Below are 14,078 nucleotides of genomic sequence, written 5' to 3' on the forward strand. Positions count from 1 at the left end.
GGCGGAGAAACAGAGGGGCGGGGCGGAGAGGTCGTTGGCGGTGGGGGCCGACGGAAGGCAGGGGCCGGATCAGGAGAGGCCGGCGTCCGCGCGGGGCGTGATCACCGCGATGCGCATGACGGTTGCTACGAGCGCAGGGATGACCGCCGCCATGCGCATCCGGGCGCGAACGGCGGCGCGATCAGGGACCTCGGGAGCGGGGGCGGCGGGGACGGCGGGGCGGGGGCGGCGGGAGCGGGGGCTCGGGAGCCGGGCGCTCAGGGGGTGGCGGGCCACCAGCGGGTGAAGTGGTGCACCGGACCGTGCCCGGAGCCGATGCCCAGCGACTCCCCCGCCGCCAGCGCCTCCTGCAGGTAGTCGCGCGCCTGCTCGACCACCGGCTCCCACGCCCCCGGCCCGCCGACGCCCCGTGCCACCAGCGCCGCGATCGCCGAGGACAGCGTGCAGCCGGTGCCGTGCGTGGAGGTGGTCGCCACCCGCGGCCGCCGGGTGACGACGACGCCGTCCGCCGACACCAGGACGTCGACGCTCTCCGCCCCACCCAGGTGCCCGCCCTTGAGCAGCACCGCCCCCGGGCCGAGCCCCAGCAGCGCGTGCGCCTGCCCGACCATCTCCTCGACCGTCCGGGCGGGCGGGCCGTCCAGCAGCGCGGCGGCCTCCGGCACGTTCGGGGTGACCAGGTCGGTCAGCGGCAGCAGCTCGGCGCGGATGGCGTCGACGGCGTCCGGCCCGACCAGCCGGTCCCCGCTGGTGGCCACCATCACCGGGTCGCACACCACCGGCCCCGGGCGCCGCTCGGCCAGCACCGCGACCACCTCGTGCACGACGTCCGCCGTCCCCAGCATGCCCAGCTTCGTGGCACCCACCGGGACGTCGTCGAGCAGCGTGCGCAGCTGCTCGCCCACGAACGCCGCCGGGACGGCGTGCACCCCGGTGACACCGCGGGTGTTCTGCGCGGTCAGCGCGGTCAGCACGGCGGTCCCGTAGGCGCCGAGCGCGCTGAAGGTCTTGAGGTCGGCCTGGATGCCGGCGCCGCCGCTGGGGTCGCTGCCGGCCACGGTCAGCGCGACGGCGGTCACGCGACGCCCTCCCGCAGCCCGCGCAGCTCCCGGGCCGCCGCGGCCGGGTCCGCCGCCGCGCAGATCGCCGACACGACGCAGACGCCGTCCACCCCGGTCACCGTCGCCGCGTTGCCGGCCGAGATCCCGCCGATCGCCACCGACGCCAGCCCCGCCGCGCGCGCCTGCGCCGCGAGCGCGGCCACCCGGTCGGGACCGAGCCCCGCACCGGCGTCCGGCTTGGTCGGCGTCGCCCAGACCGGCCCGATGCCGACGACGTCGACCGTGCCCGCCGGCAGCGCCACCGCGCCCGCCATCTCCTCCGGCGAGCCCGCGGACAGCCCCAGCAGCCGGTCCGGCCCGATCAGCGCGCGCACCTGCGCGACGGGCAGGTCGTCCTGGCCGACGTGCACGCCGTCCGCGCCGGCCAGCAGGGCGACGTCCACGGCGTCGTCCACGAACAGCGCGACCCCCGGCGGCAGCACCGCGCGCACCGCCAGCGTCAGCTCGTACAGCTCGCGGCGGGAGGCGTGCTTGTCCCGCACCTGGACGGCGGTCACCCCGCCGGCCACCGCCGCCCGCACCACCTCCGCGACGCCGCGCGGCCGCGCCAGCGCCGTGTCGGTGACCAGGTAGAGCGTCGGGTCGAACGCCGGCCTCACGACGCCGCCCTCACGACGCGTCCCGGACGTCCGCCCGCTCGAGGTCCGCCGGGGCGACGGCGTCGAGCGCGTCGATCCACGCGGCCGCGAACGTGCCCGGCCCGCCGCACACCGCGGCCGCGGCCTCCGCGGCCAGCGCGACGTGGGCGTGCGCGGCGACGGCCCCGGTCAGCCGGTCCCCCGCGGCGGCCACGTAGGCGGCGGTGAGCGCCCCGAGCGCGCACCCGGCGCCCGTCGTCCGGGTCAGCAGCGGGTGCCCGCCGCCGACCCGCACCACCCGGGAGCCGTCGGTCACCACGTCCACCGGCCCGCTCACGGCGACCACCCCGCCGGTGCGGACGGCGAGGGCGACGGCGGCCTCCAGCGCGTCGTCGGCGGTCGCCGTGGAGTCGACGCCGCGGCCGCCCGACCCCGTACCGGCCAGGGCCATGACCTCCGAGGCGTTGCCGCGCACGACCGCGGGCCCGCTGCCGGCCAGCTCCAGCGCCAGGTCGGTGCGGAACCGCAGGCCGCCCACCGCCACCGGGTCCAGCACCCACGGCGTGCCGGCCCCGTCGGCCGACCGGACGGCGACCCGCATCGCCTCCGCCTGCTGGGCGTGCACCGTGCCGACGTTGACCAGCAGCGCCGAGGCGATCGCGGCGAAGTCCCCGGCCTCCTCGGGCGCGACCACCATCGCGGGCGCGGCGCCGACGGCGAGGAGCGCGTTCGCGGTCAGCGTCTGCACGACCGTGTTGGTCAGGCAGTGCACGAGCGGCGCGCCCTCGGTGAGCGCGGTGCGGGCGGCGGCGAGCGCGGCGGCGTCCACGTGACATCCCTTCGCCAGCATGACCTGGGCAGGTTCGACGGGTGTCATCTCAGCCCGGCGGCGGGCACCCCGTGTCGGACGCGAACCTAGCAAGACCTCAGGCGGGCGCCGACCCGCCGGCGAGGGCCGCGTCGAAGAAGGCCAGCTCCAGCGCCATCGCCCGCCGGTAGGTGCGGGCGACGACCGGGCTGTCGGCCGCGTACCGGTCCAGCAGCTCCTCCAGCGTCGCCGCGAGCTGCTGGAACCCGGGGTCGGCGTAGGTGGCCACCCACTCGCTCCGCTCCCCGGGGGTGGCCTCGGCCAGCGACCGGCCGAGGAAGGCGTAGAGCCGCATGCACGGCGTCATCGCCGCGCAGGTCTCCCCGAGGCCGAGGGTCGCCGCGGTGGCCAGCAGGAACTCGGTGTAGGCCGACGTCGCCGGCCCCGGGACGACGCCCGCCAGGTCGATGCCCTCCCGGGCGGCGACGGCGTCGTGCAGCCGCAGCTCCTCGCGCACCCCGGCCAGCAGCGTGGCGAACGCGTCCAGCCCGGCGCGGTCGGGGCTGCGCACGACCGCCATCGCGTAGCCGCGGGCGAACGCCTGCAGGAAGAACGCGTCCTGCGCGAGGTAGCCGGTGTAGCTCTCCCGCGGCAGCGACCCGTCGGCGAGGCCGCGGACGAACGGGTGGTCCAGCGCGGTGGCGGCCAGGTCGGCCGAGTCCGCCCACAGGCGGCGGGCCAGGCTCACGCGGAGTCCCCCGCCGTGTCCAGCGCCCCGCCCCCGCGCGCCGGGTCCAGCGCCCCGCCCCCGCGCGCCGGGTCCAGCGCCATGTCCCAGAAGGCCACCTCAGCAGCCAGCACCTCCGCCACGACCTCCTCATGCCGGCCGCCCAGGGCGTCCACGGCGGCCGCGAGACCGCCCACGTAGTCCGCGAAACCGGGCGCGGTCCAGTGCGCCACGCACTCGGCGTACTCCGGCGCGCCGGGCGCGGCGACCGCCCACGCGTCCAGGTAGGTGCGCTCCACGGCCCACAGCCCGGCCAGCGCCGCCGGGACCCCGGCCGCGTCCAGCCGCGCGAGCAGCTCCGCGTAGGCCGCCGTCGCGGGCAGCCGGGGCCCGCCGAGGTCCAGCCCGCGACGGACCGCCAGCTCCTCGAACCAGTCCAGCTCCGCCACCAGCGACGCGGCCCCCGCCGCCAGCACCGCCTGCGCCGGGCGCGGGGACCGGGCGAGCAGCCGGGCCTGGAAGCGCAGCAGGTCACCCACGAAGTGGTGGTCCTGCACGAGCCAGGTGTCGAAGGCGCCGGCGGGCAGGGCCCCGTCGCGCACCCCGAGCAGGAAGGGGTGGGCGGTGGCGCGCTCCCACGCGCCCGGCAGGTCGCGCAGCAGGTCGGAGACGGGCACGGCGCGACAGTACCGACGGGCTAGAGTCCTCCCCGCACTGTGCGGGAGCTCGGGCGAACCGGGCTGAGAGGGCGGCTCCTCCACGCGAGAACTGCGCCGCCGACCGCTGGAACCTGTCCGGGTAATGCCGGCGTAGGGAGCTGGTCATGAGCACGTCCGATGCTGTCCGCACGTCCCCGACCGGGGACGCCCCCCTCACCCTCGCCGAGCGGCCGGAGCCGTCGCTGGGGCTGCGGGACTCGCTGGGACTGTGGGGGAACCTCGGGGTCAGCCTGCTGCTGCCCGTCGCCGCCGTCCTCGTCGTCCTCCCCGGGCGGCCGCTGGCCGAGACGCTGGGCGCCGTCGTCGTCGGCGCGGCCGTCGGCGCCCTGCTGCTGGGCGTCGGCGCCGCGGCCGGGGCGCGCGAGCGCGTGCCCGCCATGGTGCTGATGCGCGGCCTGCTCGGTCACCGCACGTCGTGGCTGCCGACGGCGTTCAACCTCGTCCAGTGCATCGGCTGGGCGACGTTCGAGGTCGTCGTCATCGCCGAGGCGGCGTCGCGGGCCCTGGACGCGCCGCGCTGGCCGTTCGCGGTGGGTGCCGGCGTGCTGGCCACCCTCATGGCCCTGCGCCCGCTCGGCGTGGTCCGGGTGCTGGCCCGCTACGCCATCTGGGCGGCCGTCGCGGCGATCGCCTACCTGTTCGTCGAGGCGCTCGCCGAGGGGCTGCCCCGGCTCACCGACGGGTCGGCGACCTCGTTCTGGAGCGCGACCGACGTCGTGATCGCCCTGCCGGTCAGCTTCTTCCCGCTCGCCGCCGACTACACCCGGCACGTGCGCAGCGGCCGGGCGGCGTTCACCGGGGCGAGCGTCGGCTACGGCCTGGCGACCGTCGTGATGTTCACCCTCGGCGTGCTGGCGCTGGCCGCCTACGGCGCCTCGGGGCGCGACGTCGTCGACGCGCTGCTGGCCGCGCCGCTGGGGACGGTCGCGGTGCTGCTGCTGGTCGCCGTCGAGCTGGACGAGGCCTTCGCCAACCTGTACTCGACGGCGGTCTCGGCGCAGAACGTCGCCCCCCGGGCGGACCGGCGGGTGCTCGCCGTCGTCGTCGGCGTGGTGGCGACCCTGCTGGCGCTGACCTTCGACATCCGCGCCTACGAGCCGTTCCTGTTCCTCATCGGGGCGGTGTTCGTGCCGCTCGCCGGCATCTTCGCCGTCTGCTACCTGCTGACCCCGCGCGGCCAGTGGGACACCTCCGACACCGCGCGCGCGAAGCCGTGGCTCCTGCTGCCGTGGGCGGCGGGCTTCGTCGCCTACCAGCTGACCCGGCCCACGTTCATGGACGGCCCCGGGTCGGGCTGGACGGCCTGGTGGACCGCCCGCCAGGCCGACCTGGGCATCGACCCGGGCAACGGCTGGTCGGCGTCCCTGGTGAGCCTGGCGGTCGCCACCGTGCCGACCGCCCTGATGTGCCTGCCCGCCGTGCTGCGCCGGAGGCGGGCGGCCCGGTGACCGCCGACGTGGTGGTCGCCGGGGGCGGGCTGATCGGCCTGTCGGTCGCCTGGCGGGCGGCGCAGCGCGGCCTGTCGGTGACGGTGGTGGACGACGCCCCCGGCGCCGGCGCCTCGCGCGCCGCGGCCGGCATGCTCGCGCCGGTCGCCGAGGCCGGCTACGGCGAGGAGCCCCTGCTGCGGCTGTGCCAGGCCTCGCTGGCGCGCTGGCCCGCGTTCCTGGACGAGCTCGCCGCGGCCACCGGCACCCGGGTCCCGCTGCGGACGGCGGGCACCCTGCTCGTCGGCTTCGACGACGACGACGCCCGCGTCCTGGCCCGGTTGCACGAGTTCCACGTGGAACTCGGCCTCGCGGCGACCCGGCTGCCCGGGCGGGAGGCGCGGCGGCAGGAGCCGTCGCTGACCCCGCGGGTGCGCACCGGGCTGCGGGTGGCCGGGGACCTGTCGGTGGACCCGCGGCAGCTGCACCCGGTGCTGCTGGCCGCCGCCGAGGGCGCCGGCGTCCGGCTGGTGCCCGACCGGGTGGCCGCGCTGCGCACCGGCGGCGGCCGGGTCACCGGGGTCGCGCTCGCCGGCGGCGGCCACCTGGACGCCGGCACGGTCGTGCTGGCCCTCGGCGCCCGCGGCGGCTCCCTGCCCGGCGCGCCCGACGTCCCGGTGCGGCCGGTCAAGGGGCAGGTCCTGCGCCTGCACGGTGCCGCCGGCCTGCTCGCCGGCACCGTGCGGGCCCTGGTCCGCGGCCGCGCGGTGTACCTGGTGCCGCAGGGCGGGGACGGCCTCGTGGTCGGCGCCACGGTGGAGGAGCGCGGCTTCGACGCGACGGTCACCGCCGGCGGGGTGCACGACCTGCTGCACGACGCCATCGAGGTGGTCCCGGGCGTGACCGAGCTGGAGCTGGTCGAGACGCTGGCCCGCTGGCGGCCCGGCACCCCGGACAACGCCCCGCTGCTCGGCCCGGCCGGGCCGCCCGGGCTGGTGCTCGCCACCGGCCACCACCGCAACGGCGTGCTGCTCACCCCGCTGACCGGCGAGCTGGTCGCCGAGCTGCTGGCGACCGGGGAGACGCCGCCGCTCGCCGCTCCCTTCGGCGCCGGGAGGTTCGAGCGGGAGGGGGTGGGTCCGTGCGGGTGACGGTGAACGGGGCCGCGACCGTCGTCCCGGCCGGCACGACGGTGGCGGCCCTGGTCGCCGAGCGCGCCGGCGCGCACGACCGGGTGGCGGTGGCGCGCAACGGCGACGTCGTCCCCCGCAGCGCCTGGGCGGGCACCCCGCTCGAGGAGGGCGACGCGCTCGAGGTGCTCGCCCCGACGGCAGGAGGCTGACGATGGAGACCGACCCGCTGGAGCTGGCCGGGGAGGCGTTCGGCTCGCGGCTGGTGCTGGGCACCGGCGGGATCACCAGCATGGAGACGCTGGAGCGCACCGTGCGCGCCTCCGGCACCGAGGTGGTCACGGTCGCGCTGCGGCGCGTCGAGGCGTCGGCGGACGCCGCGATGATGCGCGTGCTGGACCGCTGCGGGGTGCGCCTACTGCCCAACACCGCCGGCTGCCGGACCGCGCGGGAGGCGGTGCTCACCGCCCGGCTCGGCCGCGAGGCGTTCGGCACCGACTGGGTGAAGCTCGAGGTGATCGGGGACGAGCACACGCTGCTGCCCGACGCCGTCGAGCTGCTGGACGCCGCCGAGCAGCTGGTCGACGACGGCTTCCGCGTCTTCGCCTACACGACGGCCGACCCCGTCCTCGGCCGCCGGCTGGCCGACGCCGGGTGCGCCGCCGTCATGCCGCTCGGGTCGCCGATCGGCAGCGGCCTGGGCATCCGAGACCCGCACTCGCTGGCGCTGCTGCGGGAGGCGGTCGACGTGCCCGTCGTCCTCGACGCCGGCATCGGCACCGCCTCCGACGCCGCCCTGGCCATGGAGCTGGGCTGCGACGCGGTGCTGCTGGCCTCCGCCGTCACCCGCGCCCGCGACCCCGAGCGGATGGCGCTGGCCATGCGGCACGCGGTGACCGCCGGCCGCGCGGCGCTGCTGGCCGGGCGGATCCCCCGGCGGTGGCACGCGCAGGCCTCCACCGCGCCGGAGGGCCGGCCCGAGCTGTGAGCCCGGCCGGGGGCGGGCCGCTGCCGGACCTGCTGGTGCTCACCGACCGCACGCAGGCGTCCGCGCCGCTGCCGGAGGTCGTGGCCGCGGCGGTCGCCGCCGGGGCGCGCGGCGTCGTGCTGCGGGACAAGGACCTGCCGCTGCCCGCGCGGGCCGCCCTGTACGAGGAGCTCGCGGCGCTGGTCGAACCGGCCGGGGGCCTGCTGGTGTGGGCGGGCGCCGCGGGTGCGGCCGGCCGACCGGCCGTGCACCTGGCGGCCGCCGACCCGCTGCCCGAGCCGCGGCCGCCGCTGCTGGGCCGCTCCTGCCACGACGCCGCGGAGGTCGCCCGCGCCGCGGCGGAGGGCTGCGACTGGGTGTTCGTGTCGCCGGTGCACGCCACGGCGTCCAAACCCGGGTACGGCCCGGCGCTGGGGCCGGGCGGGCTCGCCCGGCTGTCGGCGGGCGCTCCGCCGGTGTACGCCCTGGGCGGGGTCGCCCCCGCGGACGTCGCGGGGTGCGTGGCCGCCGGCGCCGCGGGCGTGGCCGTCATGGGGCCGGTGATGCGGGACCCGGCAGCCGTCGCGGCGTACCTGCGGGCCCTGGCGGCAGCCCGGCGGTGATGCCGGTCACCCCGACGTTTATCGCTCATCGGAGCCGCGCATACGCAGGTGTTCGGTCAGGAAGCAGCCGGCGCGAGGATGCGAGGTAACACGGGCGTGACACGGGAGCCGGCGGAGCCCATCTGGCCCTCGGCGACCCCGCCGCGCGCCGCCGGCGGCCACGTGTGGGAGCTCTCCGACGTCGCCCAGCTGCCCTCCGTCCGCGCGGAGGTCCGGGCCCTGCTGCGCGGGGCCACCGCGGAGCTGCGCGACCAGTTGGTGCTGGCCCTCGACGAGATGGCGTCCAACGCGCTGCGGCACGGCGGGGGCGAGGTGCGGGCGGCGATGCGCCGGGCGGACTCCGCCTGGCTGCTCGAGGTCTCCGACAGCGCGCCGGAGCAGCCGCCGCTGCCCGCCGTCGACCGCGACCCCAGCGAGGGCGGGCTGGGGCTGTACCTCATCGCCGAGCTGTCCAGCGCCCACGGCTGGTACGTCGCCGGCGGCGCCAAGCACGTGTGGGCGGTCCTCCCCTCCTGAGGAGGACCCCCCTGCCCCCACCACTCGCAGGCTCGCGGCGGGCCCCTGCAGGGGAGCCGCCGGAGAACGTCCCGACGTGCGCGGCGGTCCCTACGCGCCGGGGACCGGGGGGACGTGCGGGGCGCCGGCCTCCGGCGGGCGCGGGCGGTCCTCCGGGTGCAGCCGGACGGCGACCAGCGCCACGTCGTCGGCGACACCGTGCGGGCGCAGCCGGGCGAGCAGCCCGTCGCAGAGCTCGGCCAGCGGGCGGTCCGCGAGGTCGACCAGCGCCTCGCGCAGCGCCGCGATGCCGTCGTCGAGCACCTGGTCGCGGGCCTCGACGAGCCCGTCGGTGTAGAGGAGCACGGTCGCCGGCCGGGCCACCTCCACCGCCCGCTCGGTGCGCCGCGCGGCCGGGTCCACGCCGAGCATGAGCTCGGCCCGCGGCGCCGCCAGCTCCTCGACCGTCCCGTCGGCGCGGACCAGCAGCGGCGGCGGGTGGCCGGCGTTGGACCAGCGCAGCGTCGTCGTCCCCGCGGCGCGCTGCTCGGGCGTCTGCTCGATGCGGGCCACGATGGCGGTGGCCATCGTGTCCATCTCCAGCCCGTGGACGGCGACGTCGAGGTCGGCGAGCACGGTGGCCGGGGTGGCGCCCTCGCGGAAGGCGATGCCGCGGACCAGGCCACGCAGCTGCCCCATGGCCGCGGCGGCGGCGATGTCGTGGCCGACGACGTCCCCGATGACCAGCACCGTCGCCCCGCCCGGCTGCAGGAACGCGTCGTACCAGTCACCGCCGACCTGCGCGGCCTCCACGGCCGGGTGGTACCGCACGACCACCTCGGCGTGGTCGGGGCGCGGCGGTGCGGTGAGCATGCTGCGCTGCAGCTCCTCGGCGAGCCGGCGCTGCTGGGCGTGCAGCCGGGCGTTGTCCAGCGCGAGCGCGACGCGCTCGGCGACCTCGCGGGCGGCCGCGACGTCGTCGGCGTCGGCCACGCGCCCCCCGGCGCCGCGGTACATGCTCAGCGCGCCCAGGGTGCGGCCGTGCGCGGTCAGCGGCAGGGTCAGCGCGGTCCGCGGCGCCAGCCGGTCGAAGGCGTCGCGCACCTCGCCCGCGGGCAGCGTCGGCCGGATCAGGCCGGCGACGTCGTCGACGGTGAGCGCCTCCCCCGAGCCCAGCGCCCGCAGCACCGGGGCGTCGTCGGCGATGGAGGCCAGCCGCAGCTCGGCGTACCGGGCCGTCACCGCCCGCAGCTGCGGGTCGGCGTGCCAGCTCGCCACGTCCTCCATCCGGCCGTCCTCGTCGATGAGCGTGGCGATCGCCCAGTCGGCGAACGTCGGGACGACGGCCCGGGTGACGCGCGCCAGCGCCGCCCGCTCGTCCTGGCCGCGGCCGAGCTCCTCGACCATCGCCACGCTGATCTCGGCGATCGCCCGGAGCCGGCCGGCCGCCTCGCGGGCCTGCGTCGCGGCCCGGCGGCGTGCGGTGACGTCGAGGAAGTAGACCGACAGGCCGTCCGGCGTCGGCCAGGCGCGGACCTCGTACCAGGCGTCCAGCGGCGCCGGGTAGTAGGCCTCGAACACCCGTTCCCGGCCGGTGGCGACGGCGCCGCGGTAGTGGGTCTCGAAGTCGCTGCCGACGGCGTGCGGGAACAGCTCCCAGACGTCGCCGCCGACCAGCTCGTCGCGCGGCCGGTCCAGCACCTGCTCGGCGCGGCGGTTGACGTAGGAGAAGCGCCAGTCCCGGTCGAGGGAGAAGAAGGCCTCGTTCATGGCCTCCAGCACCCGGGCGACGTGCAGGTCGGAGGCGCGGGCGCTGGTCGTGTCGTAGGCGGCGCCCAGGAGGCGGACGGCGGCGCCGGCCTCGCTGCACAGGGCCCGGCCGCGGCCGCGCACCCAGCGGGTCTCGCCCGAGGGCAGCAGCACGCGGAACTCCGCGTCGTAAGCGCCGCAGCTGTCGATGGCGTTCTGCAGCGCCGCCGTGGTGGCCTCGACGTCGTCGGGGTGCAGCCGCTCGGTGAAGGCCTCGATCCGCTCGCCCCACTCCTCGCGGGTGGCGCCGAAGAGCTCGAGCAGGCGGTCGTCCCAGTCGAGGCGGCCGGTGACGAGGTCCCAGTCGAAGCTGCCGATGCCGGCGGCCTCGACGGCCAGTTCCAGGCGCAGCCGCTGGGCGGCGTCCGCGCTGCCCGGCGGGTCGTCCTCCGGGGCGGGACGGGAGGGGAGCGACCTCACCGCGACGCGCTCTGCCCGTTCATCCCTCCTTTTCTCCCACAGCCGGCGGCACCCGGCCACCCCGCTGTGGGAGAGCCCACGCCGGGGGCCGGACGCCGGACGGCGGGCGCCACCCGGGAGCCCGGCCGGCGGAGGCGCCGATCGGGGTCCCGGGCGGTCGCCCGCCGGGGGGTGTGGTGCGGGCGGTGGTCCGCCCGCGGCCGGGGGCCGTCCGCCGTCCGGGTGCCGGCCCGCCGGACCGGGGGTGGCGCCGACCGGTCAGCGGCGACTCCTCGGTCGGGGCACGCGGCGCGCTCGTCGGCCAGGTCGGCAGCCGGTCAGAGACCCGTTCACGGGTACCGGCCGGACCTGTCGTCCACCCGGAGACGGTCCCCGTCCGCCTCGCCGTCGCGCCGCGGTGGGTCCGCGCCTCCCTGGAGGGTCCGCGCGCCGCTGCTCGGGGCAGGGCCGGCGGGGGGTCGAGGCGGGGACGTCGTGCGGTGCGGTCGGGGGGCGGTGCGGGGGGTGCACCGTCGGGGGTGGGCCGGGGGCGCCTGGCGTGCGGCCAGGGGAGGAGTCGGCGACGCGGGTCGGCGTCACGGTCGCTGGCTGCGACCGGTGCCGGCGGGTGCGGTGCCGAGGACGGTGGCCGGGGTCGGCCGGGTCCTGCTGCCGGGACGGGTCAGGGGGGAGAGCCCCGGACCCGGCAGGTGCTCGGGTCGCCGCGGGTCCGTGCGCGACCCGGGCTGCGGGCTCCGGGGGTGTCCCGGTCCGGCCAGCCGGACGGCGCCGGCAGTGCGGGGCAGGGCTCCGGTCGGGTGGCGGGCCACCCGGGAGGCTCCGATGCCCGAGGCTGCGACGCCCGGGGAGGCCGGGCGGGGGCCCGGAGGAGGACACCGGCCGCCCGGGGGCGGGGGGCCGGGAGCAGCGCCGCGGCGGGGGAAGACGCCGCGGGCCGGATCGTGGGGATGCTCGGCAGCTCGGTGAGCACCACGGCCGCACCCGCGGCCGCCGGGCGGGGCAGCGGCGGCAGCCGGAGGCTGTGCACGCGGGGCTGCGGGGGGACGTTCCAGGCCAGGTACGCGCCCGTGGGGCCGGCGCCCCAGCGGGCCAGCCGGTGGACACCGCGGCGCAGCCGGTCGCCGACGCCCCGGCGGGGGACGGCGGGGGCAGCGGGCGGGACGGTGGGCGGGGTGGTGGCGGGCCGGTTCCAGGCGAGGTGCGCGCCGTCCGGGCCGGCACCCCACAGCGCCAGCCGGCGGACCAGGCCGGGGCGGCGGGCCGGCGGTGGCGGGGCCAGCGGCGGCGACCCCGCCGGGCGCCACATCACGGGCGCGGGGACGGCGGCGCGGGCCGGGGCGGAGGACGCGGCGGGCGCGGCGGGGCGCGGGCGGGGCTGCGGCACCGGGCGGGCGGCGGGCAGGCCCCGCCGCCCGGCCGGCACGTGCAGGGCGGCACGCCGGGGCCGGGGCCGGCCCGCCGGCGGGAGCGCCTCGGCGCGCTCCAGCACCGCCAGGAGCCCGCCCAGCGTGCCCTCGCCGGGGGACGGCGACGAGGACCCGGGGGTCCGTGCGTTCGCCATGGCGTCCTCCTGAAGAGTGGCCGCGACCAGGGGGGAAGGTGTCGCGGACAAGGAGAAAGGTAGGGAGCCCGACCCCTCCGGACGGCCCGCCGGGACACCTCCGCCGGCGCGCGTGACCGAACCGTTGCGGGCGGTGTCCGTGCAGGTCGGTGACCCGTTCCCCGCTCCGGGGGCTTGTCGACAAGCGGTGCCCCGCCGAGCGTGCGGGGCGGTGACCGGCGGTCCGGTCGTCCCGCGACGCGCCGCGCCGCGCCCGCGTGTCGCCCGGCCGGGGGACGCCGCGGCGCGCGCTCCCGCTCCGGGTTGCCGCCCCGCCGGGACGTTCCGAGACTCGTCCGGTGACGCAGCCCGACGAGACGGCACCCGCCCCCGCGACCGACGAGCCCGACACCCGCCTGCGGCGGTCGGTCAGCGGGCGGCTGCTGTACCTGTTCATCCTCGGCGACGTGCTCGGCGCGGGCGTGTACGCGCTCGTCGGCGCGGTGGCCGGCGAGGTGGGCGGGGCGATCTGGGTGCCGCTGCTGCTGGCGCTGCTGCTGTCCCTGCTGACGGCGGCGTCCTACGCGGAGCTGGTGACCAAGTACCCGCGGGCCGGCGGGTCGGCGGTGTTCGCGGAGCGGGCGTTCCGGCGCCCGGAGATCGCGTTCCTGGTCGGGTTCTGCATGCTCGCCGCCGGCGTGACCAGCGCCGCCGGCCTCGCGCTCGCCTTCGCCGGCGACTACCTGGGCGTGTTCCTCGACGTCCCCGCGGTGCCCGCGGCGCTGGTCTTCCTCGTGCTGGTCGCCGCGCTCAACGCCCGCGGCATCCAGGAGTCGCTGCGCGCGAACATGGTGATGACGCTGGTCGAGTCCTCGGGCCTGGTGCTGGTCGTCGTCCTCGGCGCCCTGGTGCTGGGCCGCGGGGACGGCGACCCGGGCCGGGCGCTGGAGTTCCCCGAGGGGACGTCGGTGGCGTCGGCGGTGCTGGCCGCGGCCGTGCTGGCCTACTACTCGTTCGTCGGCTTCGAGACCTCGGCGAACGTGGCCGAGGAGGTCCGCGACGTGCGCCGGGTCTACCCGCGGGCGCTGTTCGGCGCGCTGCTGACCGCGGGGGCGCTGTACGTGCTGGTGGGCCTGGCCGCGGCGGTCGTCGTCGACCCGGAGACCCTGGCCGGGTCCTCCGGGCCGCTGCTGGAGGTCGTGCGCGCCGCCGACGTCGGCGTCCCCGACCGGCTGTTCAGCGTCATCGCGCTGGTCGCGGTGGCCAACGGCGCGCTGCTCACGATGATCATGGCGAGCCGGATGGCGTTCGGGCTGGCCGAGCAGCGGCTGCTGCCCGCGGTGGTGGGCCGGGTGCTGCCGGGGCGCCGCACGCCGTGGGTCGCGATCGTCGTCACCACGGCGGTCGCCATGCTGCTGACGGCGACCGGGGACGTCGCCGCGCTGGCCAACACCGTCGTCCTCCTGCTGCTGTTCGTCTTCATCAGCACGAACGCCGCGGTGCTCGTGCTCCGCCGCGACCGGGTGGCCGCCGACCACTTCCGCACGCCGCTGGTGGTGCCGGTGCTGGCCATCGCCTCCTGCGTGCTGCTGCTCACCCGGCAGGCGGCCGAGACCTGGCTGCGGGCGGCGCTGCTGCTGGCCGTGGGGGTGGTGCTGTACCTGCTGAGCCGGCTGGCCACCCGCCGGGAGGCCCGCGCGGGCCGGTGACCAGG

14 protein-coding genes and 2 riboswitches are annotated in these 14,078 nt (G+C 78.5%); of the genes, 7 read left to right on the forward strand and 7 right to left on the reverse strand.

The window, feature by feature from the left end:
- Positions 1 to 257: 257 nt before the first annotated feature.
- The 5 genes from thiD to ACI781_RS12145 form a co-directional block, all read right to left on the reverse strand.
- Positions 258 to 1,079 (reverse strand): bifunctional hydroxymethylpyrimidine kinase/phosphomethylpyrimidine kinase, encoded by an 822-nt coding sequence (gene thiD / locus ACI781_RS12125; RefSeq protein ID WP_456566356.1) that lies wholly within the window; start codon positions 1,077 to 1,079, stop codon positions 258 to 260.
- Complete coding sequence (thiE, locus tag ACI781_RS12130; protein ID WP_456566357.1) at positions 1,076 to 1,720, reverse strand: thiamine phosphate synthase; 645 nt, start codon at positions 1,718 to 1,720, stop codon at positions 1,076 to 1,078. Before thiE ends, thiD begins: the two co-directional genes overlap by 4 nt.
- Positions 1,721 to 1,730: 10 nt before the next feature.
- Positions 1,731 to 2,528: a hydroxyethylthiazole kinase gene (gene thiM / locus ACI781_RS12135; RefSeq protein ID WP_456566358.1), complete on the reverse strand. Its 798-nt coding sequence runs from the start codon at positions 2,526 to 2,528 to the stop codon at positions 1,731 to 1,733.
- Positions 2,518 to 2,610, reverse strand: a riboswitch (TPP riboswitch). Its footprint overlaps the gene before it by 11 nt.
- A gap of 15 nt (positions 2,611 to 2,625) precedes the next feature.
- Entirely contained in the window at positions 2,626 to 3,255 is a 630-nt protein-coding gene (locus ACI781_RS12140) for a TenA family protein (protein WP_456566359.1), read from the reverse strand.
- On the reverse strand, positions 3,252 to 3,911 hold the full coding sequence (locus tag ACI781_RS12145; RefSeq protein WP_456566360.1) for a thiaminase II/PqqC family protein: 660 nt from the start codon (positions 3,909 to 3,911) through the stop codon (positions 3,252 to 3,254). Before ACI781_RS12145 ends, ACI781_RS12140 begins: the two co-directional genes overlap by 4 nt.
- A gap of 31 nt (positions 3,912 to 3,942) precedes the next feature.
- Positions 3,943 to 4,067, forward strand: a riboswitch (TPP riboswitch).
- Between ACI781_RS12145 and ACI781_RS12150 the strand changes: the two genes are divergently transcribed.
- The 6 genes from ACI781_RS12150 to ACI781_RS12175 all read left to right on the forward strand — a co-directional run bounded on the left by ACI781_RS12150 (position 4,058) and on the right by ACI781_RS12175 (position 8,616).
- Positions 4,058 to 5,401 carry a purine-cytosine permease family protein gene (locus ACI781_RS12150; protein WP_456566361.1) on the forward strand — a complete coding sequence of 448 codons (1,344 nt, stop codon included), beginning with the start codon at positions 4,058 to 4,060 and terminating at the stop codon, positions 5,399 to 5,401. It overlaps the preceding riboswitch by 10 nt.
- Entirely contained in the window at positions 5,398 to 6,531 is a 1,134-nt protein-coding gene (gene thiO, locus ACI781_RS12155; RefSeq protein ID WP_456566362.1) for a glycine oxidase ThiO, read from the forward strand. The genes ACI781_RS12150 and thiO overlap by 4 nt, the downstream gene beginning before the upstream one ends.
- Positions 6,528 to 6,722 (forward strand): sulfur carrier protein ThiS, encoded by a 195-nt coding sequence (gene thiS / locus ACI781_RS12160; protein ID WP_456566363.1) that lies wholly within the window; start codon positions 6,528 to 6,530, stop codon positions 6,720 to 6,722. Before thiO ends, thiS begins: the two co-directional genes overlap by 4 nt.
- A gap of 2 nt (positions 6,723 to 6,724) precedes the next feature.
- Positions 6,725 to 7,498, forward strand: coding sequence for a thiazole synthase (locus tag ACI781_RS12165; protein ID WP_456566364.1), 774 nt, complete (start codon positions 6,725 to 6,727; stop codon positions 7,496 to 7,498).
- Positions 7,495 to 8,100, forward strand: coding sequence for a thiamine phosphate synthase (locus tag ACI781_RS12170; RefSeq protein ID WP_456566365.1), 606 nt, complete (start codon positions 7,495 to 7,497; stop codon positions 8,098 to 8,100). The genes ACI781_RS12165 and ACI781_RS12170 overlap by 4 nt, the downstream gene beginning before the upstream one ends.
- 96 nt (positions 8,101 to 8,196) lie before the next feature.
- On the forward strand, positions 8,197 to 8,616 hold the full coding sequence (locus ACI781_RS12175) for an ATP-binding protein (protein ID WP_456566366.1): 420 nt from the start codon (positions 8,197 to 8,199) through the stop codon (positions 8,614 to 8,616).
- 90 nt (positions 8,617 to 8,706) lie between these two features.
- Here ACI781_RS12175 and ACI781_RS12180 read toward each other — a convergent pair whose 3' ends face one another.
- Both ACI781_RS12180 and ACI781_RS12185 read right to left on the reverse strand, forming a co-directional pair.
- Positions 8,707 to 10,824, reverse strand: a complete 2,118-nt coding sequence (locus ACI781_RS12180) for a SpoIIE family protein phosphatase (RefSeq protein WP_456566367.1) — start codon at positions 10,822 to 10,824, stop codon at positions 8,707 to 8,709.
- A gap of 661 nt (positions 10,825 to 11,485) precedes the next feature.
- Positions 11,486 to 12,385: a hypothetical protein gene (locus ACI781_RS12185; RefSeq protein WP_456566368.1), complete on the reverse strand. Its 900-nt coding sequence runs from the start codon at positions 12,383 to 12,385 to the stop codon at positions 11,486 to 11,488.
- Positions 12,386 to 12,723: 338 nt separating this feature from the next.
- On the opposite strand from ACI781_RS12185, the gene ACI781_RS12190 reads away from it, so the two are divergent.
- On the forward strand, positions 12,724 to 14,073 hold the full coding sequence (locus ACI781_RS12190) for an APC family permease (protein WP_456566369.1): 1,350 nt from the start codon (positions 12,724 to 12,726) through the stop codon (positions 14,071 to 14,073).
- Positions 14,074 to 14,078 lie beyond the last annotated feature (5 nt).

This window comes from Blastococcus sp. SYSU D00695 (genome assembly GCF_054050555.1).

Excerpts from the sequence above, each read along its gene's own strand:
- ACI781_RS12150 (WP_456566361.1), top strand. The coding sequence starts at position 4,058 with ATGAGCACGTCCGATGCTGTCCGCACGTCCCCGACCGGGGACGCCCCC.
- ACI781_RS12165 (WP_456566364.1), top strand. The coding sequence starts at position 6,725 with ATGGAGACCGACCCGCTGGAGCTGGCCGGGGAGGCGTTCGGCTCGCGG.
- ACI781_RS12185 (WP_456566368.1), bottom strand. The coding sequence starts at position 12,385 with ATGGCGAACGCACGGACCCCCGGGTCCTCGTCGCCGTCCCCCGGCGAG.